Genomic DNA, 25,378 nt, shown 5'->3' with positions numbered 1-25,378 from the left:
CTACTTCAGGCTACTTCAACTTCACCACCGTCACGATGAGCGCTCCTTTGGTCAACGCCCCCGCGTCATAACGCTTCATCGCGATCCCATCGACGTCTGACATCTGGACGCCGGTTCCCATGAAGCCGGCCACTGCCGCGCTATCGCTGCTGCGCGCGAACGACGCGACCACCGCGCCCGCCGGCTGAACTTCGTCCGAGGCGATGCGACGGACCATCACGGCGTTCGCGGCCGCGACGGCAACAGTTCCCGAATCTCCCTCGGCGGCGCGCAGCATCGTCACCGGGCGCACCGTGCTCTTCACATAGTTGCCCAGGTTGTCGAGCACGATCGTCAAATGATTCGCCTCGGACTCGTCGGTGAGGAGCTGCGGTTCGTACTTCCCGATGATCGCGCCAATGACGTCGTCGCCGACAGGCAACTCGCGATTGATGCGCGCCGCGCCGACCATCGCGCCGGCGGCGGGCCGCGCGACGATCACGCCTTGCGCCTGGGCGGTGCCAACGGCGGCCGACAGCGGGACGATGAGGCAGCAGAGTGCGGCGGCACGACAAAGAGCGTTGGTGCGCATGCGAACCTCGCGAGGATGTTGTGAAGAGCGGACGGAAGTCGAATTCAGCCGACGTACCTGAGTCACGCGCGGCCGCGAATTGGTTTCCACGGCTGGCCTGAGCGTCGCGGGCGAGTAGAATTAGCCCGTCTCCTTACCACCTCCACACACATCATGGCCATCGTTCGATCGATCCTCCTGCGCGCCTCGCGCAGCCCGTGGCTCGCCGACCAGTTTCGGCGTCGCAAGTTCGCGCGGCGCGCGGTTCGCAAGTTCATGCCCGGCGAAGACGTGGGCGCGGCGCTCGACGCCGCCGCGAAATTCTCCACCGACCGCATGGGCACCGTCATCACCGCGCTCGGCGAACGCGTGACGAACGCCGCCGAAGCAGCCGCGGTGCGCGATCACTACCTCGAGCTCCTGAACGCGATCAGTAACCGCGGCTTGCCGACGCACATCTCGGTCAAGCTCACGCACCTGGGTCTCGACATCGATCCCGAGCTGTGCGCCGCGAGCCTCGACCTGCTCGCGACGCGTGCGGCGGAAGTCGGGTCGTATCTCTGGATCGACATCGAGGAGTCGTGGTACGTCGATCCCACACTCGAGATGTTTCGGCGCACACGCGCGGCGCACGAGCGCGTCGGATTGTGCCTTCAGGCCTATCTGCGGCGGACGGCAAACGATCTCGAATCGTTGATGCCGCTGTCGCCCGCCATTCGATTAGTGAAAGGCGCGTATCGTGAACCGCCGGAAGTCGCGTTTCCGAAGAAGAGTGACACCGACGACTCCTACTTCACGCTCAGCGATCGGATGCTCGCCGCCGCCGCGCAGGGTCGCGGGTATCCGGTGTTCGGCACGCACGACCTCGAGCTCATCGAACGCATTCGCACGCGCGCCAAAACGCTTGGCGTGAACGAAAGTGCATACGAGTTCCACATGCTCTACGGCATCAAGCCGGGCGAGCAACGTGCGCTGCGCGATCGCGGCGCGACCGTGCGGATTCTGATCAGCTATGGAACGCATTGGTTCCCGTGGTACGTGCGTCGTTTGGCCGAGCGGCCCGCGAACGTGTGGTTCGTGGTGCGAAGCATGTTCTCGTAGCATTAGACGCTTTTCATAAATGCGCGCCATTCCCTGGAGCGATTCGCTCCAGCAGAATGAACGCGCGTGACATTCGCGAGACGGTCGTGACGCCAGTCACCGCTACGCGCGCGAGAATCGCCGACTATTCATTGGTCGGCGATTTTGCATGCAGCGCCCTTGACATCGACTTCCGCTGACACCCACATAGAGGCAGTGCTCTCGGGCGCGCGGCGCGTGCGCGCACAGGGATCGAACGACAACGAGCCGGGACGTCATGCCGTCGCTTGTGATCGCATCCGAGATCCGGCTGTTCCGCGAGGGACTCGCCGAGCTGTTGTCGCGCAGCGACTCACTGTCGGTCGTCGCGATGGCCACCGACTGCAATGAAGCGGCGCGACTCACGCGCGAGCATTCTCCCGACGTCGTGCTGCTCGATCAAGCGTTGCCCGGCAGTCTCATGCTCGTGCGCACGTTATTGCGCCCGCTCGCCGACATCACGTCACAGGTTCGTGTCGTCGTGATCGGCGTTCCCGACGCCGACGACTCCGTGCTCGCCTTCGCCGAGGCGGGCGTTGCCGGATATCTGCCTCGGGAGGGATCGGTTGAGGATCTCGTGCTGGCGATCGAAGGCGCCGTGCGCGGTGAGCTTCACTGCTCGCCGCAACTGGCTGGTACGATCGCGCGGCGTCTCGCCTGGCGCGCGGCGAGTCTGCCGGATCAGTCGAACATCCTGCTGACGGCGCGCGAGCTCGACGTGGTGCGGCTCATCACCGACGGACGGTCGAACAAGGAGATCGCCACCGCGCTTGGCATCGAGGTGGCGACCGTGAAGAACCACGTTCACAATTTGCTCGAGAAGCTGAACGTGCGCCGTCGCGCCGAAGTCGCCGCGCGACTCGGCGCACGGTAGCCGTTACGGCAAGTGTGCCTTGAGGTAGGCGAGTTGGTCCGCCGGTAGATCCGGAAGGTTTGGGTACACGGCCGGCCCGCACTGCACGTTGTAGCCGACGTCTCCCGAAATCAGAAACTCCGCCGCCGAGCGAGACACCACTTTGTGGTGATAGAACACGATGCCGCCAAAGGCATCGATCGCGAGCTTGCCGCTGAACTCGTAGTATCCGTTGCCGAGCGGGTCGAACATTCCGTGATAGTTGAAATTGAGCGGCCAGCCGCGCGGATCGCCGCCGGGCGGTATCGACTTGACCCAATCCAGTGTGACGTTGGCCGAGGAGTGACTGAATTCGGTTGACGTGTCGAGATCGCGGCTGAAGATCACCGTTTCAATTTCGCCATACGCGTTGCCCGCCCATTCGGCGTACACGTCGGCATGCGCCGTTCCCGCGCGCATTTGCGGCATGTGGAACACCAGCCGCCGATACTGCGTCTTTCCTCCGCTCGCCGCGCCGGGCATGGCCGCGCGCGCTTCGCTCGTCAGCAACCGATCGGCTTTGTCGAACGTCAGCCCGAACGCGCCCTCGCCCGCTTGAACGCCGGACTGCACCATGCTCGCGCCCGCGAGTCCGACCTGGAGCGCGTCACCAAGCTCCATGCCGGCGACGATGATCGGCGCGACTTGCGCGCGCGCGAGATCGGCGGCGGGATTGTAGTACGTCGACGACTGCACGATCGACAAGCTTGCATCCGCACCGGTCGCCGGCGGCCAGTGCACGATCGTGTATGGCCACGTCACCGCGCTCGACGCTTCGAATCTGGCCAGGAAGTCGTCGAACTTGGCGGTCACGGTCTTGCCGCCCGCCGGGTTGACGTACGTGATCGACGTGCCGCTCGGAGTGCCGTCGCCGGACATGCCGGTCACGATGATCGCGTGCGTGTTATTCGATGTGATGTTGCCGATGTCCACGTACAACGGCCCGTACTTCTTGAGCAGCGTGACCCAGCCATCGATCGTCGGCGAGAATGAATTCAGCGGGACGAGGCCCGATGCAGTGTAGAGCGCCTGCGCCGTGGTGGCGTCGATTCCGCCATTTCGATCGAAGATGTCCACGTACTTCTGGTCGACCGTGGCCAGTGCGTCGCGGATCGCGATCGACTTGGTGTTCCGCCAGCAATACATCATCGTGAACACAGCGGCCCAGCACGTCATCGGCGAGGGTTGCGGAATGATCTCGAACGTGCCGGGAATCGTGTAGTCGACGCCGGAGAACGAGCCGGCAAACGACATCGTGCTCGCACCGCGAGCGTCCACGCGCGCGAAACGGTCCGCTTCAGCGTTGCGCCGCTGCTGCAGCTCGGGACGTTCAACGACGACTCCGTTGACTCGCACGCGCGTCCACTTCCTGATCTCACTCGGCACCGCGGAGAGGTTTCCCGCGTTGATGAGTCGCAGCATCGACGACTGCTCGAAGGCGTCGCCGCCGATGTCCGAGACGACGCTCACGAGGGCGTCATACTGATTCTGATTGAGCGCGCCCGTGACGCAATCGTTGATGTGCTGTTGCACGTCGCCCAATTGGCGGCGGAGCAACTCGGTGGCTTGGTCCTGGCTGATGCCGTCCGCATACGGCTGCTCGACCGGCCTGGTATCGCAGACGCCGGCGTGGAGCTGTGAGCCGAACCCGATCGTGCAGTTGCCGTACGCGTCGTTGTGCAGCTTGCCGCGGAACGTTTCGAAGCTCTTGATGAAGTCCAGTCCCGCCGGAGAGAGCGAGCGTGCCGGCGCTCCGCCGCGCGGATCGGTGCTCATCGATTGCAGCAGGCGAACCGGCAGCACCGTCGTCGCCAACGAGCTGGAGAGACTCTGCGCCGTGGTGAGATCGTCGCTGTTGATCGTGATCGCGCGACTCCCCTGCACCACGGGAGCGCTGTCCTTGACGAATTCCAAATTATCGAAGCCGATCTGGCCGGCGACGGTGCTCGAACCGGGAATTGGCAAGTCGCTGATGAACGTGCGAACGGCGTCGTTCATCAGGTTGATCGTCTTCCGGTAGGCCGACGTGACGGCCGTCTCGAATCCCTGGCCGGCTTTCCAATTCTGCCAGAAGAAGTACATCGTCGGTTCGGGCAGATAATTGTTGCGAATGGATCCCGACGATGCGCGCGCGCCGGCGTCGATCCACGCCTGATTCAACGACGACCCGACGCAATTCATCATGTACACGACACGAATCGCCAGCGGGCCGCCGTTCTCGGTCTTGATCGCGCGAATCATGTCGCCGGTGATCGCACTCTGGAGAGAGATCCTGTTCGTCCCGCCATGCGTCAGAATCAGGACGTCGATCACCTTGCCGGCTTTCGTCAAACCGATCAGCTGGGATTTGAGGTCGCCGTACGTCGCGGTGCCGTCGCGGAGCACGATGACGTCGCCAAAGATCGACGGCTTGGCGGCGTTGTAGCGGTTGAGCGTGAGCTCCGCCGTCTCGAGCAGCGAGTCCGTCAGCGACTTGATCTTGGTCTCGAGGAACGATTCGATCTGATCCTTGAGCCCGGCGGGCAACAGCGACGTTCCGGGCAGCAAATCGTAGATCTTCCCGGCAAGGGCGGGAATGCCGAGATCGACTCCGCCGTTCTCGATGAGAATGACGAGCGCGCGGTCGCTCGCCGAGAATGGACGGGCCCACGCCCCGGACTGCGACCTCGAGTAACCGACGATCGGATCGAGCACCGCCGAGCGCGCGTTCGCGCCGCGACGCCGTCCAGTGCCCTCGGGAATGAATCGATTGTCCATGCTCGCCTCGTACGGCGCTTATGCCGGTTTGAGCTTGTGCTCGTTGACCAGGACGTCGATGAACGAGTTCAACTGCTTCTTGATGATGACCGCGGCCGCATTCACGAGCACCGTCGAATTCGGATCGGTGTAGTCGCGCATGAGACCGGCGATTTTTTGTTTCGATGCGGCCGTCGGCAGCGGGACGTAGCGCCAGACGCCGTCGAACAGCGCTTGAACGTCCACGTTGCTCGCGCGAATGGCCGGGCTGTTGATGTCGTCCACGGACTGCTGCACGGCCTTGCGCATGATCATCAGGTTCTTGTCGAGATTCGCCTGCGTGAGGCTGCCCATCGGAATCATGAGCGACCCGTCGCCCGGCAGCATCCACGTGCCGTCGCCCGCGGAGTTGCTGACCTCCACGCCGTTCTCGTTCAAATAATCGTGAAGTGCCTTGACGACGAGATTCGCGACGCGGTCGGGCTGCTGCCGCGCCGATTCCTTCAAGACTTCGCCAAAACGGCTGGCGCTGTCGATGTTCGGATGGAACGGCAACCAGATGCCGTGCCAATGCGCCCAATCCACCGTCTCGAGCGCGGAGAATCGATCCTTGACGTCGCCCTGCCACGCGGTATTGGCGACCTTCTCGAAGAACGACTCGCCCGCGGAGTTGAGCGCGGTGCCGGTATAGAAGCTCGCCTTGAACTTGTCGATCATCACTTCCTTGTTGATCAAATGACCGGCCGCGAACGCGTCGGTGAGGAAATGATCGCCGAACGCATTGATCGTGAGCGGCCACTCGAAGAACAGCGAGACGTTTCCGCTCGACTTGAGAAACTGATCCTGCGCCGCTTCGATCGCGCGCCGATGATAGAACTCCCAACTCGTCTTGTTGTCGCCGTGCCGCGTGCGCGTTCCCGCGCCCATCAGCACGGTCGCCGGCGAGAAGTGCTCGTAGTTGTTTTCGGCCAGCTTCAAATAGCGGCCGGACGTTGCCTTGTCCCACGTATCGTTGCCGACACCCATGCTCTTGTTGGTGCCCTTGCCCTCGTAGAACGCGGTGTCGCGAACGATGAGCGCCTTGAGCCGATTCAACTCCGCCGCGTCGGCGTTCATCATCTGGTCGACGGAGTCGTACAGGTCGGCCATCGAGATGACCTGGCCGTACGAGAGCGCTACCGCCGAACCTTTTCCCACACGCAAACGTCCGGCATAGAGCGAGTTGCCCGCGAGGACATGTTCGCCTGTGTCGTAGAGCGGCTGGCTGATGGGCCGTGTCGCCTGCGACTTGATCGTGTCGAGGTCCGCGATGAAATCCGACGTATCGGGCAACGACTGCGCGCTCGCTGTCGCGGAAGGCGGTGCGTCGACCGAAGGCGCCGATTGCGCGACGAGCCTCTTCGGCTTCGTGCTCTGCTTCCGCTGCTCGTCCTGACGGTCGAAGTCGGCGAACCGATTCTCGAGCTCGACGGTGCCCAGGTCGTACGCGTTCGCGTACTGCATGCTCTGCGCAATGCGGTCGAAGATCTCCTGACCGTTCGACTGACCGTTCGACGTCGCGGGCCGCGGCGCGCCGCCGGTTCCCGACTCTCCCGGGCGACGCTGCACGCTGGCGCGATCCACCATCCCGCCAGCGTCCTTGTCGTAGACCTTGTGACCGCGAATGATCGCATCCAGATCGCCGAGGATGTCGTCCTCCGTCGGCCTGGTGCTCGCGCTCATGCTCTGACTCGACGATCCCGCGCCGCCGGAGACAGACCCGGGTGCATTTTGCAGCGGGGTCGGTGTCGTCGTTGAATTGCGCGGCACCTCCACCCACTGCTTGTTCACACCGTCTTCCTGCTCCGTGATACGCGGCGGCGCCGTCGGCGCCGATGATCCCGCTGATGATCCCACCGATGGCGCGCGGCGCGGCGTGTCGCGAGTCAACGTTGGACCCGCACTCGGCGTCGAGACGATGTCGATGACGTACTCCTCGAAGTCCTGGGAGTGCGACACCGGCGCGTTGCCCGATCGCGGCCGGGGCGTCGGCTGCGAGAGAATCTCTCCGTCGTCGCAGCCGAGCGAGAGTGAGACCGCGGGGGATGCCCCGCGACGCGACGACGAGCTCGGCGGCCGCCCGTAATACGTCGAGAACAAATCCTCGACGCGCTTCCGCGGATCGGCCTGGTCCGGACCGCGGCCGTAGTAGCCCGTAACCAAATCGTCGAACGAGGCTAGTCGTTTCTGGCTCATGGAGAACTGCCTTCGCCTTTGACGTGGACTTTGAGAACGGCGAACGGATCGCACGTGAGGACGAGGTCCGCCGGCTCGGACAGGTCGTGCGACGCCGGCAACGCGATCCGCACATGCTGCTCGTCGCTGGACAACACCTCGGCCAGCGAATTGTTGATCACCGCCACCGGCGGAAATTGCGGATTCACCGCGAGGTGCCGGCCGCGCACCAGCAGCGCGAGCGGTTCACCTTCCTCGCGAGACAACGACACCGAGCGCACGAGCGGCGGGCGATCGTTCCGCTGCGCCTGCTGGATCTGATTGGAGATCGATCGGTAATCGATGTCGTTATTCCCCACCTTCTTGAGATCGACGTTCTTTCGTTCGATGCGCTGCAGATCGTCCACCGACTGCACGCCGAGCTTGCGCAGCTCCTTCTTCGTGGTCTTGTCCACGGCGATGTCGTCGAGCGACGGGCCCTTCGTCTTCTCCGGCACCTTGGACGTCGCACGCACCTGCTGATCGGTGATGGAGCCGAGCTGGATGCTCACCTTCGACGCACCTTCCTGCCCCGGCTGCGCCGTCACGAACCGCACGTTGTCGCCGTCGTACGTCGGGAAGATGTTGAGATCCAGCGCCAGCTCCTTCACCGTATACGACAGCGGCTTGTTGATCGCCTTCACGGCGAGCGTCTCTCGCGTCTTATCGAGATCGACGACGAGCGAGTCGACAAAATCCTCGAGCTGCCAGGCCGTGTTTTCAGCGGCCATGTGGCGCCTCGTCGACGACGGCGGTGAAACGGACGCGGTGGTACGACGGACGATACGTCGTGCTCACGGGGTAGAGCGGCGGGACGGATCCCAGTACGAGCGAGCCGTCGTCCGCACGCGACACGTCGAGCTCGATCGGCAGCTCAACGGTGCACTGGTAGATGTGCGAACGAACGCCGGCGGCGGCATCGGTGATGTCGCCGTGGAAGTCCAGCATCAACGCCAGTGCGTCGGTCACCGAGATGAACGCTTCATCCATCATCGCGACGGCGCATCCTTGCCGCGATCGTCGCGGTGATGGCCGCGGTGATGCCGCTCGGGAAGCGGCGTCAGCGCGATCTTCTGCGACAGGTCGATCTTGTAGCCGTCAAACTTGTACTCCGGCTCGGCACTCGGATCGGTGTCGCTCGTCTCGGTGTCGAACGCGCGTGCCCCGGCAGGATTGGTGTATTGAGTATTCATTGAATTACCCTCTCAGGTCTGCGATCGGAGACCAAGCACGCGGGCCGCGACCGGGAGCGGGAAGCGGACCTTCTCTTCGGTCACGGACACCACCTGGCCGGAATCGTCGGTCTTCTGAACGCTGCTGAGCGTGAACTCGGCCATCTGAAATACCGGAACGATCCATACCATGCCGCGTTCGCCGGCGCGGCCGTTCAACTTGATGTGCGAGATGAACTCGCCGCTGTTGGCGTGCGCCACGGCTCGGGATTCCAGGGCGGCGAGATGATCGGCATCGAGCGGCGTCTGTCCGGTCCACAGCGTCGACAGCTTGTTCACTTCGGCGATGCTCAATTCGACGCCGCCCTTCAGGCGGCCGTCGACCTTGAGCGACAGCGCATCGGGATCGACGGGCGACGATTGCAGCTTGGTCTCCATCACGCCGTTCGCTTCCTCGTGGCTCGTGAGGATGACCATGTAGCGCGCGTCGACGTCGAGCTCCCACAACGACTTCGCGCGGCCGCCGTTCGTCTTGTTCATTGCGTCGAGTGGCGGCGCCTCCCAGACCTTGTTCCAGAACGGACGGAATTGCGCCATGTCCGTGAGCTCGCGCTGATCACCGACGCTCGCGCCGCGCTCCTTCACGAAATACTTGCCGACCAGCACGATGTCGGTGGTGCCGGTCGCGCAATAGGGTGTGCCGCCGTGACTCGACGGCCAGCGCAGGTCGGCCACGACGGCGATCTTGCGATTGGCCGGCAGCTTGGCGAGGTCGGCCTGCGGTAGCGTGATGGTCAGCACGCCGTTCGGCGTCACGTCCTTGAGCTTCGCGATGCTCTTGACCCACTCCGTTGGGCGATGCGAACCCTTGAATGTCAGAGTGAGAATGGCCCGGGGCAGCGCGTTCTTCGGCACCGGATCGCCAACGGTGAACTTCACCTTGAACTCGGCGTCGTGATCGCGGCTGAAGACGAGGCGCGGCGTTCCGTTGAACGGAAGCGGGTCCGCCGAAACGAACGTGAGAATGGCGCGTTGGCTTGGCGTCGCGGCCGGGGCGGCCGCGGCGGCGGGGGCGTCACTCATCGACAGGCTCTGGGCCTTCGCCGGCGCCCCCGATGCCGCCGGTGACGCGGGGGCCGCCTGGCTCGCCGCGTCGAGCAGTTGCTTGAGCTGCGCCAACTGCGCCGCCTGGTCGCCGGAAGACTTCTGCTGCGCCTGCAGCAGCTGCTCCATGAGCATTCTCTGATTGACTTGCGCCAACGCGTCGGTCACGAGCTTGTTGTCGGTCTGCTTGGCCTGCAGCCGCGCCTGATTCGCCGCGTTCACGAGTTGCGGCAGGACATTGAGCAGCGGACCGGCCAAGGTGGCGAGCAGCGCGTCGTCGATGCCGAAGATGAACGGCCGCGACCACTGCGTCTGCGCCGCGGCGACAAAGCGGTTCTCTCCCCGCGTCGCCACCGAGAACGATTGCGCCTTCGCCACCGGCGCCGGACTGTTCGCGGCCGCCGCCGATCCAGGTTGCAGTCCCGACAACAACGTCTTGAGCAGGAAGGTGACGACGCCACCGACCGAGTCGCCCGTCGCGCCGGCGCCGCCGCCCGTACTCCCACTCGCGCCACCAGCGCCGCCGGAGCCGAGCATTTGCAGCACGACCGGTGCGGCCACCTTCACGAGGCCGGACAGCAAATCGTCGAGCGACGTCTCCCGCGCGAATTGATCGGGAGACTGCACGCACGGAATGCGTCGCGGAGTCTGGAACGTCGCCTGAGTCAGAGTCATGGACGCAGCAACCGGGTATGGAATGCCGAAGTTGAGCTTGCCGCCGCCCAGCGCTTGCGCGCCCGACGGCAGCGGAATCACCTGCGAGAATGCCGGACCGCGGCCATCCGGCGTCTTGAAGCTGACCAGTTGCACAAATGCGTCACCGCGATCCAGTCGCGACGCCGGTACCGTCACGTTCCGCGTGGCGGGAAGCAGACTGCCGCCGGCGTCGTTCGCTTTCATCGGCGTCGTCAGGTAGACGTCGTCCACCCAGTCGAAGCCTTCCCTGCTCGCGCGCGCTCGCCCGACGCGCAGCTGGTAGTAGCGGCTCGTTCCGGTATCGATCGTGAACCGAAGCGCACCACGATCGATGCCGGCCAGCTCGAGCCAGGCGAGCGCCATGCAGGCTCAGTCCTTACCGCGGTGCCGCTGCCGGTGCCGGTGCGCCACCGGCGGCCGGCGGCTTGAGCGCCTGCGTTCCACCGTCGGCGTACATGTTCGCGAAGTTGTCGAGCTTGAAGTAATCGGTCTTGAACTGGATGCTCACCTTGCCGTGCAGCGTCGCGGATAGATCGTCCGTCGTTTTCTTGTCCGACGTGTTCACCTGGATGTTCGTATTCGTCATGTCCATCGACATACTCGGACCGCCGAACAGCGAGCCCAATCCGCCGCCGTACGACGCCGACACGTTCGTCACGTTGACGTTCTGATCTTCGTGATGCGCCGCGCTCTGGCGATTGGCCTTGATGCTGAAGTCGACGCCCGCTTCCACGAGGCCCTTGTCGACGACGAGACGCGTGACGCCCATGAGCAGCACCTCGCGCAGCGCGGCGCGATGCTCCTTCGCCATGTTCAGCTTCGCCTCGACGATGTCCTTCTTGACCTCGGCATCCTCGAGATCGGCCTTGTCGCCGTCCGGCGTGGTGAGATTGAGCTTCGTGCTCCCATCCGGCTGGCGCTCGTTCGAGAGATTGTACTTGTTGCTGTGCTTCTCGATCAGCGCGCCGAAGGTGTCCTCGTCTTTCACGTTCTTCACGAAGTCCGCCGTCGACTTGGTGCACTCCTTCATCAGCTTGATGTAGGAATCCGTCTGCGTCTTCATGACGGTGAGATTCGCGTCGAACACCGCCTTGAGCAGATCGGCCACGAACTTCGGGAAGTCCACCGACTTCACGAGGTCGTCGAACGCCTGGGTATCGCCCTGGAAACCGGGATCGTACCCCTTGTAGCCCATGTCCTTGCCCGAGTCCGTCGCCATCGATCGCGCGTAGCCGTTGCCGCCGCCATTCGAGAGGCTCATGCTGCCCGACCGCGAGGCCGGCTGCCGCTTGTCGATGTACTCCTGCACGAGCGAGAGGTAGATGCTCTTCTGGTCGTCCGCCGGCATCGCGGTGAAGGACGCGCTGCGCGAGCACACGTCTCGCGCGAATTGGCGTGCCTGCGCGGTCACGTCGCCCGCGCCTCGCCGCACCATCGTATCAGTCATATGCCCTGGTCTCCGGTGTCAGGCGATCAGAAATCCCATTCTCCACCACCACTGCCGCTGCCACTGCCGTTCCCGTTGCTGCTCGCGTTGCCGTTCTGACTTCCGGCGCCGGCTCCCACCGGTATGCCACTCGGCATGCCCGGCATGGGAATCCCGCGCGGCATGCCCGGAATGCTGATGCCGCCCGGCAGATTCCCGCTCAGCGCCGCCTGCGCCGGATCGGACGAGTCGGGCGCACCGCTGCCGTCCGCGTCATCGTCCTGCTGCAGAATGCTCTGCGTCGTGATGAACGCCTGCACTTCGCTGATGAAGTTCGAGAAGGTGTCGTTGTTCTCGAACGACGCCGGATCGTAATCGCCGATGTCCTTGAGGATGTCGTAGCCGAGCTTGGCCTTGTTGTACAACACCGTGGACCGTGGCCGCGCGTTCTTCATCGCCAGATACAGCGTCTCGACGACGCGCCACCACGTGCCGCCCGCCGGCACGATCTGCCGCATCACTTCGTCGTGCATGAAGATCCGCCGGATCACGAAGTCGAGCTCCGCGTAGATCAGCGGCGACACGACGTTCACCATGCCGATGCAGTGCGTCGAAAGGTTGTACTGCAGGTCCTCCACCGCCTGCTGGACGTTCTGCCGCGACACGTACTGGTCGGGATAGAACGCCGCCTGCGCCTGCTGGATGTACTTCGCCGTCTCGAGGATCAGCACTTTCCAAAGCTTCGGGAACTCCGGATTCGGCACCAGGATCTGCGCGAGGTCGTTGTCGGTGATCTCGGCGCCCGCGTTGAACGCCTGCTTGTAGAACATGGCGCGCTCGGCAGGCCGCGTCCGGTCGTTGATCTTGCGCGACTTGAGATCCGTGAACTTGTTCGAGAACACATACAGCTGCAGATCGTCGCGCAGCGTGCTGTCCTGAATCTCGATGCCGCCGCGCAGCAGATAGTTGTGCGTGAAGTAGTTGATGGTGCTGAACACGTCCAGCTCGTCGCCGAGCACCATGCTGTAGTAGAGCTGCGCGGCGCAGCGCACGGCGGACCGGCTCACCTGCATCACCGCGTCGGTGTCCTGCAGGAACTCGACGTCGAAGTCCTGATCGGCGACGTCCGGATCGCTCGTCGCGGAATCGTCGACGGTCGTGCCGCCGCTCAGCTGGCTCAGGTACGTCGGCAGGAAGAAGTCGATATTCGTGTCGTCGACGGGCACCGCCGACTTCTTCATGAACTGGATGATCTGCGGCTTGAGATTGTCGGGGATCTTGATCTTCGCTTTCTGCAGCGTCAACAGCTGCTTGCCGTTGAAGACGAAGTCGTCGATCACCTTCTTGAGCGCGGGAATGAACGCCGCCTCGGTGAGCGACAGTTTCGCGTTGACGACCTGCGTCATGAAGTCGCTGCCGTCATCGTTGTAGCCGTCCACCTTGAGCGCCTGGCTCAGGATGTACGACCGCGCCGCGCTGACGGCCGCGTAGTTGATGATCGTGGCGACGCCGTGCGAGTTGTTGAGGATGAAGTTCTTGAGACCGTTGAACTCGGTCACCTTCATCACGTTCGCGGCGTACACGAGCAGATAGTCGCGGATGGCCGGATACGTATTGAGCGCGAAGCGCACGTTCGCGTCCATCAACGACCAGTTGCCCGAAAGGCTGTTTTCGTAGGCGTACTTCAAGTCCGACAGCTCGGGCACCATGTCGATGTAGTCGGCGAGCGTGAGATCCGTCGCCGCCGCGTCGTCGAGCGTCGCGCCCAGGGAGCCCGGCGCCCACTCGATCGGAGCGGCCGCCGCTTGCACGTTGGCGTTCGCTGGATTGGCGGGATGGGTGGTAGCCTGGGCACCGTGATGCGCCGCTGCATGGTGTTTCGACGTCGGCGCCGGCGCCGCCGCCGGGTCCTTCGGCGGCTCGAACTTCGGCGTGAGCGTCGGCGTGATGAGCGCATTCACCTCTTTGGTGAGCGCGTCGAGCGCCGTCGCGCGATTGCCGAAGATGCGTTTGCCCAGCAGCCGGGCCAGCTCGTCGAAGTGCGCGTCGACCGTGGGATCGACGTCCGCTGAGACTCCACTCGTCGTAATGATCGGGCGCTTGATGCGAAATGGTGCCCCACCGTCGACCGTAAGATTGACCGTCGCCATGTTGTCCCCTTGTTCCCCGTCTCGGCTAGTTGAACTGATGGGCCAGCAGCTTGAGTGCGTCCGCGAGATTGATCAGACCATAGCCCGCGCGTTCGGTGCGGAGCTGCGCGTCGCCGCGGTCGGCGGTATTGCGCAGGACTTGCGTGACTTCTCGAAACCCGATGCGCCGTCCCGCCTGCCGCGCAAAGGCGTGCAGCAGCGCGACCGCACCGGTCACGAACGGCGCCGCCTGCGACGTGCCCGACGCGACCGCATAGGTGTTGTGCGCGAACGAGCTGTAGATGTTCGTGCCCGGCGCGACGACGGTGATCGGCGCGCCATACGACGTGAACGGCGTGACGACGCCGGAGGGGTCGACCGCGCCCACCGCGATCACTCCCGGCAGCGCGCCGGGATAGTAGCGCTCCGCGGTGCCGTCATTGCCGCTCGCCGCGACGACGGTGACGTTCTTCGTGAGCGCGTAGCGAATCACGTCCTCGTGCGGCAATCCACCGCCGGCATGACGAATCCCTAAACTCATGTTGATGACGTGCGCGCCGTGATCGACCGCCCACTTGATGCCGGTGTTGATGTTGTCGATGATCCCCGCGCCGACGAGGCGGTCGCCGCTCTTCATCGTCGCGAGCACGCGCACCGGCATGATGCGACAGTCCGGCGCCACGCCTTCGTCCATCGCGACGCCGCGCGCCGCGATGATCCCCGAAACGTGCGTGCCGTGTCCGACCTCATCCTCCGGCACGTCGTCGTAGCCCATGAAGTCGCCGATGAATCCCGTGGTATCGAGACCCTCGAGATCCACGAAATCGGCGCCGGGCAAGAGCTTCCCCTCGAGCTCCTGGTGATCGAGGTTGACGCCCGTGTCGAGCACGGCGATGTGCACTTCGGGCTGGCCGCGCGTGATCGCGCGCGCATACGCCAGCCCGATCATCTCTTCCGCGCGGCCCATGGGCAGCGAGCTCTCGATCGCGAGCCCGCGGTGAGTACCGCCGTCGCCGCCGTCTCCGTCTGTCGGCCGCGTGGGGATGTCCGCTTCGCCGACTGCCAGATCGTGGATTCCCTCGACCCCCGGTACGAGGCGAATGCGCGCCACGAGATCCGGCGGCAGGTCGTAGTCGTCCTGCAGAATGACGCGATAGACGCGATCCAGCCCGTGCCGCACTTCGTCGTCGGTCCAGTATTCGCCGGCGGGCTTGTGTTCGCTCACGACCCAGAACTTCGCGCCCGCGTCGCGCATCACACGATCGAAGTCCGGCACCAGCCGCTCCTTCACGAACGACTTGTCGTGAATGAAGTCGAGCCAGTCCGGAATGTCGTCGTCGTCGCGCAACCGTTTGTACAGCTTTACAACCAGGTGCTGCTTCATGCGCTCTCGGCCGTCGGTCACTCGTCAGGCGGCATCGCCGGGGCAAGCAACGTTGGGCGGGCGCTCCTTCGGGACAATAAACCGAAGGATTCAATTCGGATGCAGGGAGCAGGCCGAAGGATGCAGTTCGCGGGACGCGAAGGATCTAGGCCTTTCTAGATACTCTTGTCATCCCGAGCGACCCTGAGCGAAGCGAAGGGGAGTCGAAGGACACCCTTCACTACGGAGAGGTCCTCCGTCGGGATGGGGGTCCTTCGACTCGCTTCGCTCGCTCAGAATGACAACGGGAAGTTACTTACCGAATTCCCGCGCTCGCCGCCGGCGCGCCGGTCATCCACTGCTGTTGCGGCAACTTCCGTTGGCGCGGATACACTTCATCGAGCGTATTCGCATCGTACACGCGCCCATTCTTCATCACGAGACTGATCGAGTTCGTGTTGCGGATGTTCGTCAGCGGGTCGCGATCGAGAACGAGAATGTCCGCGAGCTTGCCCGGTTCGAGCGAGCCTAGATCCTGGCCCATCCCGATCCCCTGGGCCCCGACGATCGTGGCCGCACGCAGCGCGTCGTGCTCCGACAGACCACCGCTCTGCAGCAGCCAGATCTCCCAATGCATGCCGAGTCCCTGGAGCTGGCCGTGGCTGCCGACGCCGATGCGGCCGCCGGCCGCCACCGTCTTCGCGACGTCCTGCGCGTGCTGCCACATCGCGTACTCTTCCTTCACGGCGAAGCCCGCCGGTCCAGGCGCGTTGCCCTGGCCGCGACGGCGAATCTTGGTGGCGATGTCCACCGGATGCGTGAAGTGATTCAGCTTGGCGTCGTGCACGAGATCTTCGCTCTGGTAGAACCAGCCTTCGCCGAACGGTCCGCCGTATTCGACGATGAGCGTCGGCGAGTTGGTCACCTGCGTCGCCTTGTACCACTCGAACACGTCGGCGAACTTCGGCGTGATCGGCAGCGTGTGCTCGATGCCCGGATAGCCGTCGAGCCCATGCGTGATGTTGAGCTTGTAGTCCAGGCCGCCCTCGGTCGTCGGCATGAGCCCCAGCTCCTTCGCCGCCATGATCACCCACTCGCGCTGCTGGCGGTTGCCCGTCATGTACATCTTTAGCGTTTTGGTATCATAATACTCTGAATACTTCTTGAGGATCGACCGCGCGTGGTCCAGGTCGCGGATCTGCTCGCTCGAGAACACGCCCGGGCCGGTCGTGTAGATGCGCGGCCCCACCATCTCGCCCGTCTCCACGCGATCGCCGTACGACAGGAAGTCGGTCGTCGCCGTCTGCGGATCGCGCGTCGTCGTCGTGCCGTACGCCAGCTCGGCCAGATACTGCCAGACCTGGTTGCTGTGCACGTTCGGTGTCAGCCACTGCGGATGGTAGTGCGTGTCGACGAACCCGGGCATCACGGTCTTGCCCGTGACGTCGATGACATGCGCATCCAACGGCGCCTGCACGCTGCCGCGCGGACCAATCGCGACAATGCGATTGTCGCGCACCAGCACGTCGGCGTTGTCGATGATCTCGTGTCCCTTCATCGTGATGGCGCGGCCGCCGCGAAGCAGAATCGTGCTGCGCGGCGTGTCGCGGTCGGCCATCACCGTGATGCGCATTTCGGCCGCCTTGTAGCCGGGCTTGTCCTTCTTCGCGGAGTCCGTCTTCGCGCTGTCGGGCTTCGCTCCGCTCGCCACGGCGGCCGCCGGCGGGGCGCCTGCCTGCGCCACCACGGCACTGTCGCGCAGCCGGGCGATGACCTTGGCGCGCGCGTCGGCCTTTAGAGAATCCTCAACGACCTTCGCGCGGTCGAGATCGTACGTCCACACCGCGTTGGCGAGCGCCCACATGATGTGCTTGCCGTCGGCCGTCCACGTCGGAAACTCACCGCCAATTTCATTCAGCAGCTTGACCGGCATCACCGCGTTCGCCGGATTCGCGACCGACACCGTCGGCGGCGTGGTGCCGACGAGCGGCACCGTCACGGTGTAGATGTTCATGCCCACGACGGCGATCGCCTGGTCGCCCGTGGGCGACATCATGACGAGCGACGCGGGCGGCGCCTGCGGAATCGGGTTGGGCTCCGTCGGATCGTCGCCGAGCACGACGTGCGCGGCGCGTCCGCCATTCCAGTACTTCGCCGACTCCTCCACGAGACCAGCATCGAGCGTCGTCGCGCCGCCGGGGACGGTGCCCATCGTCGGCATCGGGCCCGTGACCTTGATGTGCGAGCGCATGTCCGTGCCGTCCCAGCGGAACGACACGAGTCCGTCGCGCGGGCCGTATGCGTAGATGCGATCGGGATTCGTCGTGAAGTGCGGGTTGCCGAGTCCGGCGGCCGGCATGATCAGCGTGGCGTTGCCGCCCGTCGCGGGCATCCACACGAAGTCCGCCGCGGCCGGGCCGAAGAACGCGGCGCCGGCGTCCTGCATCTCGCGCGCGGCGGCGCGCGTCATCACGATGCGATCGCCGGCCGGCGACCACGCGAGATCCGAGTACAATCCCGCGGTGCGTGAGAGTTGTGTAATCGCCGGCTGTCCGGCGCGCGCGCCCCACGTTGCGCGCATCACCTGTCCGCCCGCCTGATCACTCCACGTCACCCACGCGAGCGACTTGGAATCCGGCGACCAGATCGGCCCGAACTCACCGACGTTCGCGTTCGACACGCGCACCGGCGCGCCACTCGGCATATCCATGACGTACACGCGGTCGAGCGACGTGAACGCGAGCTTCTTGCCGTCGGGGGAGGGCGCGATGTCGCGCACCTGATGCGACTTGAACGTCGCGGCGGTGTCCACGCGGTACGCGAAGCGCACCTCCGGTCCCATCTCGATCTTCACGTTCGCCGTGAACGGAATCTTCGCCGGCGCGCTATGGTCCACCGGCACGCGCCAGATCTCACCGCCATACGTGACGACGATCGCCTTCGAGTCCGGCGTGAACGAGTAGCCGGGATACGCATCGAGCGGCGAGCGCGATTCGATCTCGTCGCGCTGCACCGGGTAGGCGAGCCACTCTTCGCGCTGTGTTTCGAGATCTCTAATGCGGAGGCCGGTCTTCGTGTCCTGACGCGTCGCGTAGACGAGATACTTGCCGTCGGGCGAGAGCGCCGGCCGGAACGCCGAGCCGATGCGCGTCGACATCTGCGAGGTCTTGCCGTTCTCGCGATCGTAGACCTGGAGCTCGAACTGCGCGCCGACGGAGTTGTACTGCCAGTCGCCCTGGCGCGCCGCATACCAAATGTAGCGTCCGTTATTGCCGAACGCGGCGCCGAGCGTCTTGAGCTGCGGCGGCGAATCGCGGAGCAGCGGAACGCCGGTGCCGCCGTCGACGTTGTACAGCCAGAGCTTCGCCACGCCGCCCAGCCCGCCCGACTTCGACGCGACGACGTACTTGCCGTCGGGCGTCCACTCGGGCGACACGTAGAGATTGTCGTTGCCCTTGGTCAGCTGCACGGTGTCCGATTTGTCGAGCGACATGAGCCACAGGTTGTCGCCCCCGCTGCGGTCGGACACGAACACGATGCGCTTTCCGTCGGGCGAAAAGCGCGGTTGCGCGTCGTACGCAAGGCCGCTCGTGAGCGCGACGGCTTTGCCGCCCATGATGGGCATTGTATAGATGTGGCCGAGCATGTCGAACACGATCGTCTGCCCGTCGGGCGAGACGTCGAGCGAGATCCACGTCCCCTTCGACGTCGTGAAGGTGTCGGTGCGCGCCACCTTGAGCGGCAGCGTGTTGCGCGCTGCATTCGCGGCATTCGCCGCGGGCGACATGGGTGGACCCTGAGCGATCAGGATCGCGGCGGGTACGAGCGTAACTGCCACGAGCGCCGCGGGCGTCGCGGGCGTCGCGAGCGTAGCGAGGCGACGAAGGGAGCGGAACATGGGGACCCTCGTTGAAGATGCGTGTGGGGAGGGCCCAATCTGCACGCGCGCGCGGGCGCGCGCTACGGTCAATCGTCTAGCGCGAAGGTTCGCGAATTGTCATGGTCGTGGTGCGAATCGTGGCGCGCGACGCGAAGGATCGCGCCCAAGGCGACGCCCAAGAGCATCGTGGCAACGTTCAACGCGAAGTGGGCGGGAGACGGACCGTATCCGTACCGGCGGATTTCCGGAAAAAGCCAGGCGTATGAGACGATCATGACGCTGCCCCAGACCGCGCCGCAAACCAGGCTGTTTACCAGCTTCGCCCGACGGCTCGTCCACGCGGCGACATATCCGCCGACAAGTCCGTCGGCGAGTGTCCATGCGAGCATGAACGCGGGCATGACGGCCCACCAGCGCGTCCGTTCGGCGGCGACGACAAAATTGTGTACCGCACGATGCATGAGCTTCTCGAACACCCACAGGCTCACGGAGCTCCAGAGAAACGCATGGACCGCGTCACCGACGTCGAGCCACGAGCGACGCCGCCAGCGATCGCGAAAGAGATACGGCGCGACGCGAACGCATTCGCGGTAATACCAGAACCGCGCCGCGCGCTCGCCGTCCCATCGGACGCGTAGCACGTACTCCTCAGCCAAATCACCGAGCACTTCGTCAGAGAATTCGCGCGTTGCGCCGAGTGATTGCAGGACGCGTTCGGCGCCGCGTGGGGCGTTCATGTCCAAGTTCATATTCAGGTTTTTGTTCATGCCGGCTCCGGCGTAGGACGACCGATTCCCGCCCACACGGATCGCGCCATCCGCTCGGCGTCGCGAATGGCGCGGCGGCCGGCCGCGGTCACGGTGAACTGTCGGCGCGAGCGTCCGCCGCGTGTCGGTGTCGGAGATGTCGTGCGCGACGAGACGAACCCTTTCGTCTCGAGCCGCTCGAGGGTGGTGTAGATGGCACCGACGGAGTAGTCTCGGCCCGTGCGGTCGGAGACGTCGCGGCGGATGGAGAGTCCGTAGGCGTCGTCGCACAGGCGGGCGACGGCGAGAAGGATGGTGAGCTCGAGGGAGCCGAGGGTGGCGAGGGTGGCGGGCATGTTCTATCTTGTAGAACAAATCACGATTCCGCAAGGGACGCGCGGGTGCTGTTGGTCGATTCGGCAGGACGGAGCGGCGAACGCCCAAGACGAATTCGACGCCGGTAGTCCATAGAGGACCGTGACATGCTGAATCTGGCAATCTGGACGAAGATCGCGATGGTCGTCGAATGTCTGGGAGTGATCCAGCTCGCGTGGTCTACCTCCAAACGGCGGCGACGGCTCATCGATCACGCGACGTATCGCTATCAAACGCTTGGCTCACTCGCGGTTGTTGTCGCGACATGGGGCGTCGTTTTACCGGGCGGCTGGCGCGTCGCGTCCGCGTCCGCCGGCGCGCTGCTCGCGTGGATGGGTGTCGTCGTGATGCAGCGTGGTACGCGAGCGAATCGCGCGAGGAGTGAATCGCACTGATGACCCGCTGCCGATCCGTCACCCGAATGCTGCACGACCGCCGGAACAGTTTCCGGCGCCACGGGTGACACGAACAGACAACGCGAATGTTCGATCAGTAGCCGAAGCCAAGAGACACCAGCACGGGTATGAAGTAGCGCGGAGATTTTGATGCGGCGACCCACTGAACGCCGCTCTCGAGCGACGCTCGCAGGCTCTCGCCGACCCTGACGACATACCCCAAGCTCCCACTCACAAACGGTGGACCGACGGCTTCGTTCCGCACCTCGAGATGTATGGCACCGAGACCGGCACCGACAAATGCTCCGTTCTCGTCCGACGACACATACCTGCGATACTCCGCGCCGATCGAGAGAGTCCACAAGTCGCTATGACCGGTCAGATTCGGATCCCACGACAGTCGCGATGCAGGAATGAAATTTCCGAGCCGTCCTGAGCCGGATGAAATCCGGTCGAGTCCCGGTATGACGAGGAGCTCATCCGAAAACGTCGAGCCGGAAAGCGCCACTCGAACGGCGTTCTTCGCTGAATTGACGAATTCGAACGCCAGTGTCCCGGCAAAGCCGGCCGGACGAGCGGCGAAATAGTCGCGGGTATCGCGCAGCGTCGCTCCGCCACCGACGACGAACCAACGCCGGTCCTGTGCGTCGCAGGACTGACTGCCCGCAAGGCCGAGCAGAGCCGAGAGCGCGAGAATGCGATAACAACAGCGCATGGTCGCGTTACTCGAGCCCTTTCTTCCGCTTGTAGTACGCGACGTACTCCTTCGGCGTCGACATCGCGATCACGTTCGCAATCGACGTGAGCTCGAGATCATCGAGCGTCTTGAAATGCAGGCAGCACTTCCCCATGTCGAGCCGCTTTCCGGCCTTCTTGAACGCGTCGACGAGCAGCGTCTGCGAAAACGGCGACGTGTACTCGCCCGTCGCGCTGTCGAAGACGCCCATCAAATAAAGCGAGTTGTAGCTCTTCTTCGCGCCGAGGCCGACGTAGCTCAGCGGCTGGCCGTTGTGCGTGCTGGAAAATTCTTCGAACGGGATTCCCCAGTTGATCACGCCCCAGTTCATGAACTCGGCATAACCCTTCGGGAGATGCTTGTGGACAAACGCGCGGGCTTCGTCGATCACGGTGCGCTTGTCCGGCGTGAGCGAGGCGAGGTAGGCGGCCACGGTGGTCGGGCGAGGGGCCTTCGCGGTTGCGCGTGACTTGCTCGGCATACGGAAGTTTTTCGGAATGTCGTACGGATCTGGTCAGATCTGGTCGGACGTGGTCGTCGTGACAGGTGTTGGCCGGCGACGGATGGCACCACGACAGAATCTGACCAGATCTGACGTTCGGCGCGTACAGAAACATTCTGCCGGCCGGCCTGAAACTCAATGGTCCCCGGCCCGTACGGCCCGATAACCCTCCTCTTGCTTACCGAGGGGTCCTCCTTGTACTCATATCGGTAACCGAGGGAACGAGCCAACCGCCATGAGCAAGCCCAACGATCTCGTCCAGGGCACCCTGGACCTCCTCATCCTCAAGATGCTCGCGCTCGAGCCCATGAACGGCTGGTCCATCGGCCTCAGGCTCAAGCAACTCTCCGCCGAGATCCTGCAAGTGAGCGACGGCTCGCTCTACCCCGCCCTGCACAAGCTCGAGCAGGAAGGGTGGGTCAGCGCCGAATGGCGGCCCAGCGAAAACAACCGCCGCGCGAAGTTTTACTCGCTCACACGCGCCGGCCGCAAACAACTGCAGCTCGAGGCGAAGCACTGGGATCGCCTCGCCACCGCCATCACCGCGCTCATTCGCCTCCAGGAGGTGTGAGATGTCGCTTCGCTCGAATCTGTCCTTCGATCGGTTGCCGCGGATCGTCGCCCTGCGACTGCGTTCCCTCTTTCGCCGCGATGCCGTGGAACAGGAGCTCGACGAAGAGCTCGAGTATCACATCGAACAACAAACCGCCTATAACATCCAGCACGGCATGTCGCCGGCCGATGCACGCGACGCCGCGCTGCGCTCGATCGGCGGCGTCGCATACCGCAAGGAACAGGTGCGCGACACGCGCGGCACGCGATGGCTCGACGAATTGATCGGCGACGCGCGCTTCGCGACGCGCAGCCTGGTGCGTGCCCACGCCTTCACCGCGACCGTTGTCCTCACGCTCGCTCTCGGGATTGGCGCCAACACGGCGATGTTCACCCTGCTGCGCGGCACGCTCCTTCGCCCGCTGCCCAACCGCGACGGCGATCGCCTGGTGTATCTCAGACAGTCCGCTCCCGGCGCGCACCGAAAGAACGTGCAGTTCTCGGTGCCCGAAGTCGCGGACTTCCGCGCATCCTCGAAAGCCATCGCCGAATTCGCCGAGTATTCGTCGGCCGTGCCGTTCACGCTGGTGTCGAACGGCGGACATCCCGAGCGTGCGCGCACGGCGGTGATCAGCGGCAACTACTTCGACGTCGTCGGACTCACTCCCGTGGTCGGCCGCCTCACGAATGCACGAGACGACGGTGCCGCCGCGTCTCCGGTCGCGGTGTTGTCGTATCGCTATTGGCTCGAGCACTTCGCCGCCGACCCACGCGTCATCGGCTCGACGATTCGCCTCAACGACATAATCACGACGATTGTCGGCGTCGTGCAGGAAGCACCGCCCTACCCGCAACCCACCGACCTCTTCGTGAACACGGTCGTGAGCCCGCATCACCTGAGTGCGACGATGGTCACGGGCCGCACGCATCGCATGTCGGAGCTGTTCGGCCGCCTCGCGCCAAGTGCGAACGTCGACGTCGCACGCCGCGAGATGACGCAGATCGCCGCGACGATGTTCCGCGATCATCCGGAATCGTATGAGAAGGCCGCGCACTTCGAGCTCACCGTCGAACCGCTCCGCGCGGCGGTGAACGAGCGCGCGTCGCTCACGTTCCTGCTGCTGATGGCCGCCGCGGGGTTCGTGCTGCTCATCGCGTGCGCGAACGTCTCGAATCTCACGCTCATGCGCGGCGTCGGCCGCGAGCACGAAATGCTCATCCGCGCCGCACTCGGCGCCGGGTCCGGCCGGCTGCGCCGGCTGCTGCTCGTCGAGAATCTGCTCCTCGCGCTCGTCGGCGGACTGCTCGGCGTTCTGGTTGCGTTCGCGGGGATCAAGCTACTCGTCGGCTTCGCCGCGCAATTCTCGCCGCGCGCGTCCGAGATTCGTATCGACGCTCTGGTGCTCGCGGTCGGACTGGCGACGAGCCTCCTCGCCGCCGTCGTGCTGTCGTTCATTCCACAAATCGGCAGTCATCGCGCGCTCGCCGCGTCGCTGCTGCCGAGCGGCCATCGCGCGACGCTCGGTCGTGGACGGCAGCGCGTGCAGCGGTCGCTGGTCGTGGCGCAAATCGCGGTGTGCGTCGTGCTGCTTACCGGCGCCGGCCTTCTCACGCGGACGTTGACGAAACTCGGGGCCGTCGAAACGGGCGTGCGCACCGATCACGTGCTGACCCTCGAGATGCCGCTGCAGGGCGATCTCCTGCGCGAGGCGATGAAGCAGCCGCTCAATCTCGCGCGCTATGAGAGTATTCGTACGCGCGTCGCCGCGCTGCCGGGAGTGGATGCCGCGTCGATCGGCAGCGTGCCGCCGCTGCGCGGAGCGATATCGTTCGACGTCAAAGCCGAGGGCCGCGCCGTGCCGCCGAATCGTGCGACGCCGCACGGCGACATGAAAACGGTCGATCCGCAATTTTTCGCGACGTCCGGTATTCCGCTCATCGCGGGACGCGCGTTCGCGTCGACCGACCGGCGTGGCAGCGCGCCCGTCGTGATCCTCAGCAAATCAATGGCGCGCGAGTTGTTCGGCGATGACGATCCCGTCGGCCGTCGTGTCGCGTTCACGGGTGAAGTGCTCAAGTTCACACCGTTCACGAGCGATTGGCGCACCGTTGTCGGGGTGGTGGGCGATACGCGGGATCATGGGCTCGAGTCTGATCCGACCGCGACGATCTATGAGCCGTTTGCGCAGGAGCTCATTCTGGCCGGCGCGCTCGTCGTCCGGACGTCGGCCGATCCGGCGACGCTCCAACCGATGATCCTTCGCGCCATTCGCGACGTGTCGCCCCAGCAGTTGATCGAGCATGTCGCGACGATCGATCAGATCCGCAGCGAGAACGTCGCGCCGCGGCGGCTCAACGCGATGTTCATCGCGGCGTTCAGCGCGCTCGCGGTCGTGATCGCGATGGTCGGCATCGCCGGCGTGCTCGGATTCTCGGTCCGCTCGCGCACGTCGGAGATCGGCATTCGCATGAGCCTCGGCGCCGATGCCTCTCGTGTGCGCCGCATGATCCTCGGCGAAGGCAGCGTCCTGCTCGCGCTGGGATTGGCGATCGGCGTGAGCGGCGCGTTGTTCGCGACTCGCGTGCTGCGCGGATTCCTGTTCGGCATCACGCCGCACGATCCCGCCACGCTCACCGCCGTCGCGATGACGCTGGTGCTCGTCGGGGTCGCGGCGTGCTGGTTGCCGGCGGCGCGTGCGGCGCGGGTCGATCCGGCGGTGGCGTTGCGATCGGAGTAGGCTCAACCCGCGCT

Annotated in this window: 20 protein-coding genes; 5 read left to right on the top strand and 15 right to left on the bottom strand. The window is 64.6% G+C overall.

From position 1 onward, the window contains the following. Nucleotides 1-10: 10 nt before the first annotated feature. Nucleotides 11-571: a hypothetical protein gene (locus tag VN706_05160; GenBank protein ID HXT14995.1), complete on the bottom strand. Its 561-nt coding sequence runs from the start codon at nucleotides 569-571 to the stop codon at nucleotides 11-13. Nucleotides 572-724: 153 nt separating this feature from the next. Between VN706_05160 and VN706_05155 the strand changes: the two genes are divergently transcribed. Together VN706_05155 and VN706_05150 are read left to right on the top strand one after the other, a co-directional pair. Further along, nucleotides 725-1,651, top strand: coding sequence for a proline dehydrogenase family protein (locus tag VN706_05155; GenBank protein HXT14994.1), 927 nt, complete (start codon nucleotides 725-727; stop codon nucleotides 1,649-1,651). Between the two features lie 256 nt (nucleotides 1,652-1,907). After that, a complete protein-coding gene (locus tag VN706_05150; GenBank protein ID HXT14993.1) occupies nucleotides 1,908-2,543 on the top strand; it encodes a response regulator transcription factor in 636 nt (211 codons plus the stop codon). A 3-nt stretch (nucleotides 2,544-2,546) separates the two neighbouring features. Here the strand turns inward: VN706_05150 and VN706_05145 are convergent, their stop codons facing one another. The 12 genes from VN706_05145 to VN706_05090 form a co-directional block, all read right to left on the bottom strand. Then, on the bottom strand, nucleotides 2,547-5,318 hold the full coding sequence (locus tag VN706_05145) for a papain-like cysteine protease family protein (GenBank protein HXT14992.1): 2,772 nt from the start codon (nucleotides 5,316-5,318) through the stop codon (nucleotides 2,547-2,549). 18 nt (nucleotides 5,319-5,336) lie between these two features. Further along, the gene (locus VN706_05140; protein ID HXT14991.1) at nucleotides 5,337-7,532 is read right to left on the bottom strand and encodes a hypothetical protein; all 2,196 of its coding nucleotides are present in this window, start codon (nucleotides 7,530-7,532) and stop codon (nucleotides 5,337-5,339) included. Next, nucleotides 7,529-8,281, bottom strand: a complete 753-nt coding sequence (locus VN706_05135) for a hypothetical protein (protein ID HXT14990.1) — start codon at nucleotides 8,279-8,281, stop codon at nucleotides 7,529-7,531. Before VN706_05135 ends, VN706_05140 begins: the two co-directional genes overlap by 4 nt. Further along, nucleotides 8,271-8,543: a hypothetical protein gene (locus VN706_05130; protein HXT14989.1), complete on the bottom strand. Its 273-nt coding sequence runs from the start codon at nucleotides 8,541-8,543 to the stop codon at nucleotides 8,271-8,273. Before VN706_05130 ends, VN706_05135 begins: the two co-directional genes overlap by 11 nt. Next, nucleotides 8,540-8,743, bottom strand: coding sequence for a hypothetical protein (locus VN706_05125; protein HXT14988.1), 204 nt, complete (start codon nucleotides 8,741-8,743; stop codon nucleotides 8,540-8,542). The genes VN706_05130 and VN706_05125 overlap by 4 nt, the downstream gene beginning before the upstream one ends. Before the next feature lie 12 nt (nucleotides 8,744-8,755). Next, nucleotides 8,756-10,885 carry a hypothetical protein gene (locus tag VN706_05120; protein ID HXT14987.1) on the bottom strand — a complete coding sequence of 710 codons (2,130 nt, stop codon included), beginning with the start codon at nucleotides 10,883-10,885 and terminating at the stop codon, nucleotides 8,756-8,758. Between the two features lie 13 nt (nucleotides 10,886-10,898). Next, nucleotides 10,899-11,969, bottom strand: a complete 1,071-nt coding sequence (locus tag VN706_05115) for a hypothetical protein (GenBank protein HXT14986.1) — start codon at nucleotides 11,967-11,969, stop codon at nucleotides 10,899-10,901. A 26-nt stretch (nucleotides 11,970-11,995) separates the two neighbouring features. Next, nucleotides 11,996-14,098, bottom strand: a complete 2,103-nt coding sequence (locus VN706_05110) for a hypothetical protein (GenBank protein ID HXT14985.1) — start codon at nucleotides 14,096-14,098, stop codon at nucleotides 11,996-11,998. Between the two features lie 25 nt (nucleotides 14,099-14,123). Continuing rightward, nucleotides 14,124-15,461 (bottom strand): S8 family serine peptidase, encoded by a 1,338-nt coding sequence (locus tag VN706_05105; protein HXT14984.1) that lies wholly within the window; start codon nucleotides 15,459-15,461, stop codon nucleotides 14,124-14,126. A 295-nt stretch (nucleotides 15,462-15,756) separates the two neighbouring features. After that, nucleotides 15,757-19,338, bottom strand: coding sequence for an amidohydrolase family protein (locus VN706_05100; protein HXT14983.1), 3,582 nt, complete (start codon nucleotides 19,336-19,338; stop codon nucleotides 15,757-15,759). 68 nt (nucleotides 19,339-19,406) lie between these two features. Then, nucleotides 19,407-20,057, bottom strand: coding sequence for a hypothetical protein (locus VN706_05095; GenBank protein HXT14982.1), 651 nt, complete (start codon nucleotides 20,055-20,057; stop codon nucleotides 19,407-19,409). A gap of 26 nt (nucleotides 20,058-20,083) precedes the next feature. After that, complete coding sequence (locus VN706_05090; GenBank protein HXT14981.1) at nucleotides 20,084-20,422, bottom strand: PadR family transcriptional regulator; 339 nt, start codon at nucleotides 20,420-20,422, stop codon at nucleotides 20,084-20,086. A gap of 126 nt (nucleotides 20,423-20,548) precedes the next feature. Between VN706_05090 and VN706_05085 the strand changes: the two genes are divergently transcribed. Further along, complete coding sequence (locus tag VN706_05085) at nucleotides 20,549-20,836, top strand: hypothetical protein (GenBank protein HXT14980.1); 288 nt, start codon at nucleotides 20,549-20,551, stop codon at nucleotides 20,834-20,836. A gap of 94 nt (nucleotides 20,837-20,930) precedes the next feature. On the opposite strand, the gene VN706_05080 is transcribed toward VN706_05085, so the two are convergent. Together VN706_05080 and VN706_05075 are read right to left on the bottom strand one after the other, a co-directional pair. Next, on the bottom strand, nucleotides 20,931-21,551 hold the full coding sequence (locus VN706_05080; GenBank protein HXT14979.1) for a hypothetical protein: 621 nt from the start codon (nucleotides 21,549-21,551) through the stop codon (nucleotides 20,931-20,933). Between the two features lie 7 nt (nucleotides 21,552-21,558). Further along, nucleotides 21,559-22,005 (bottom strand): DUF1801 domain-containing protein, encoded by a 447-nt coding sequence (locus VN706_05075; protein ID HXT14978.1) that lies wholly within the window; start codon nucleotides 22,003-22,005, stop codon nucleotides 21,559-21,561. 304 nt (nucleotides 22,006-22,309) lie between these two features. Between VN706_05075 and VN706_05070 the strand changes: the two genes are divergently transcribed. Both VN706_05070 and VN706_05065 read left to right on the top strand, forming a co-directional pair. Next, nucleotides 22,310-22,645, top strand: coding sequence for a PadR family transcriptional regulator (locus VN706_05070; protein HXT14977.1), 336 nt, complete (start codon nucleotides 22,310-22,312; stop codon nucleotides 22,643-22,645). A gap of 1 nt (nucleotide 22,646) precedes the next feature. Continuing rightward, nucleotides 22,647-25,364 (top strand): ABC transporter permease, encoded by a 2,718-nt coding sequence (locus tag VN706_05065; GenBank protein ID HXT14976.1) that lies wholly within the window; start codon nucleotides 22,647-22,649, stop codon nucleotides 25,362-25,364. Nucleotides 25,365-25,378 lie beyond the last annotated feature (14 nt).

It is taken from the genome of Gemmatimonadaceae bacterium (genome assembly GCA_035606695.1).
In the GTDB taxonomy this organism is placed as follows: Bacteria; Gemmatimonadota; Gemmatimonadetes; order Gemmatimonadales; family Gemmatimonadaceae; genus JAQBQB01.
This window is presented reverse-complemented; position numbering and strand designations above follow the sequence as displayed.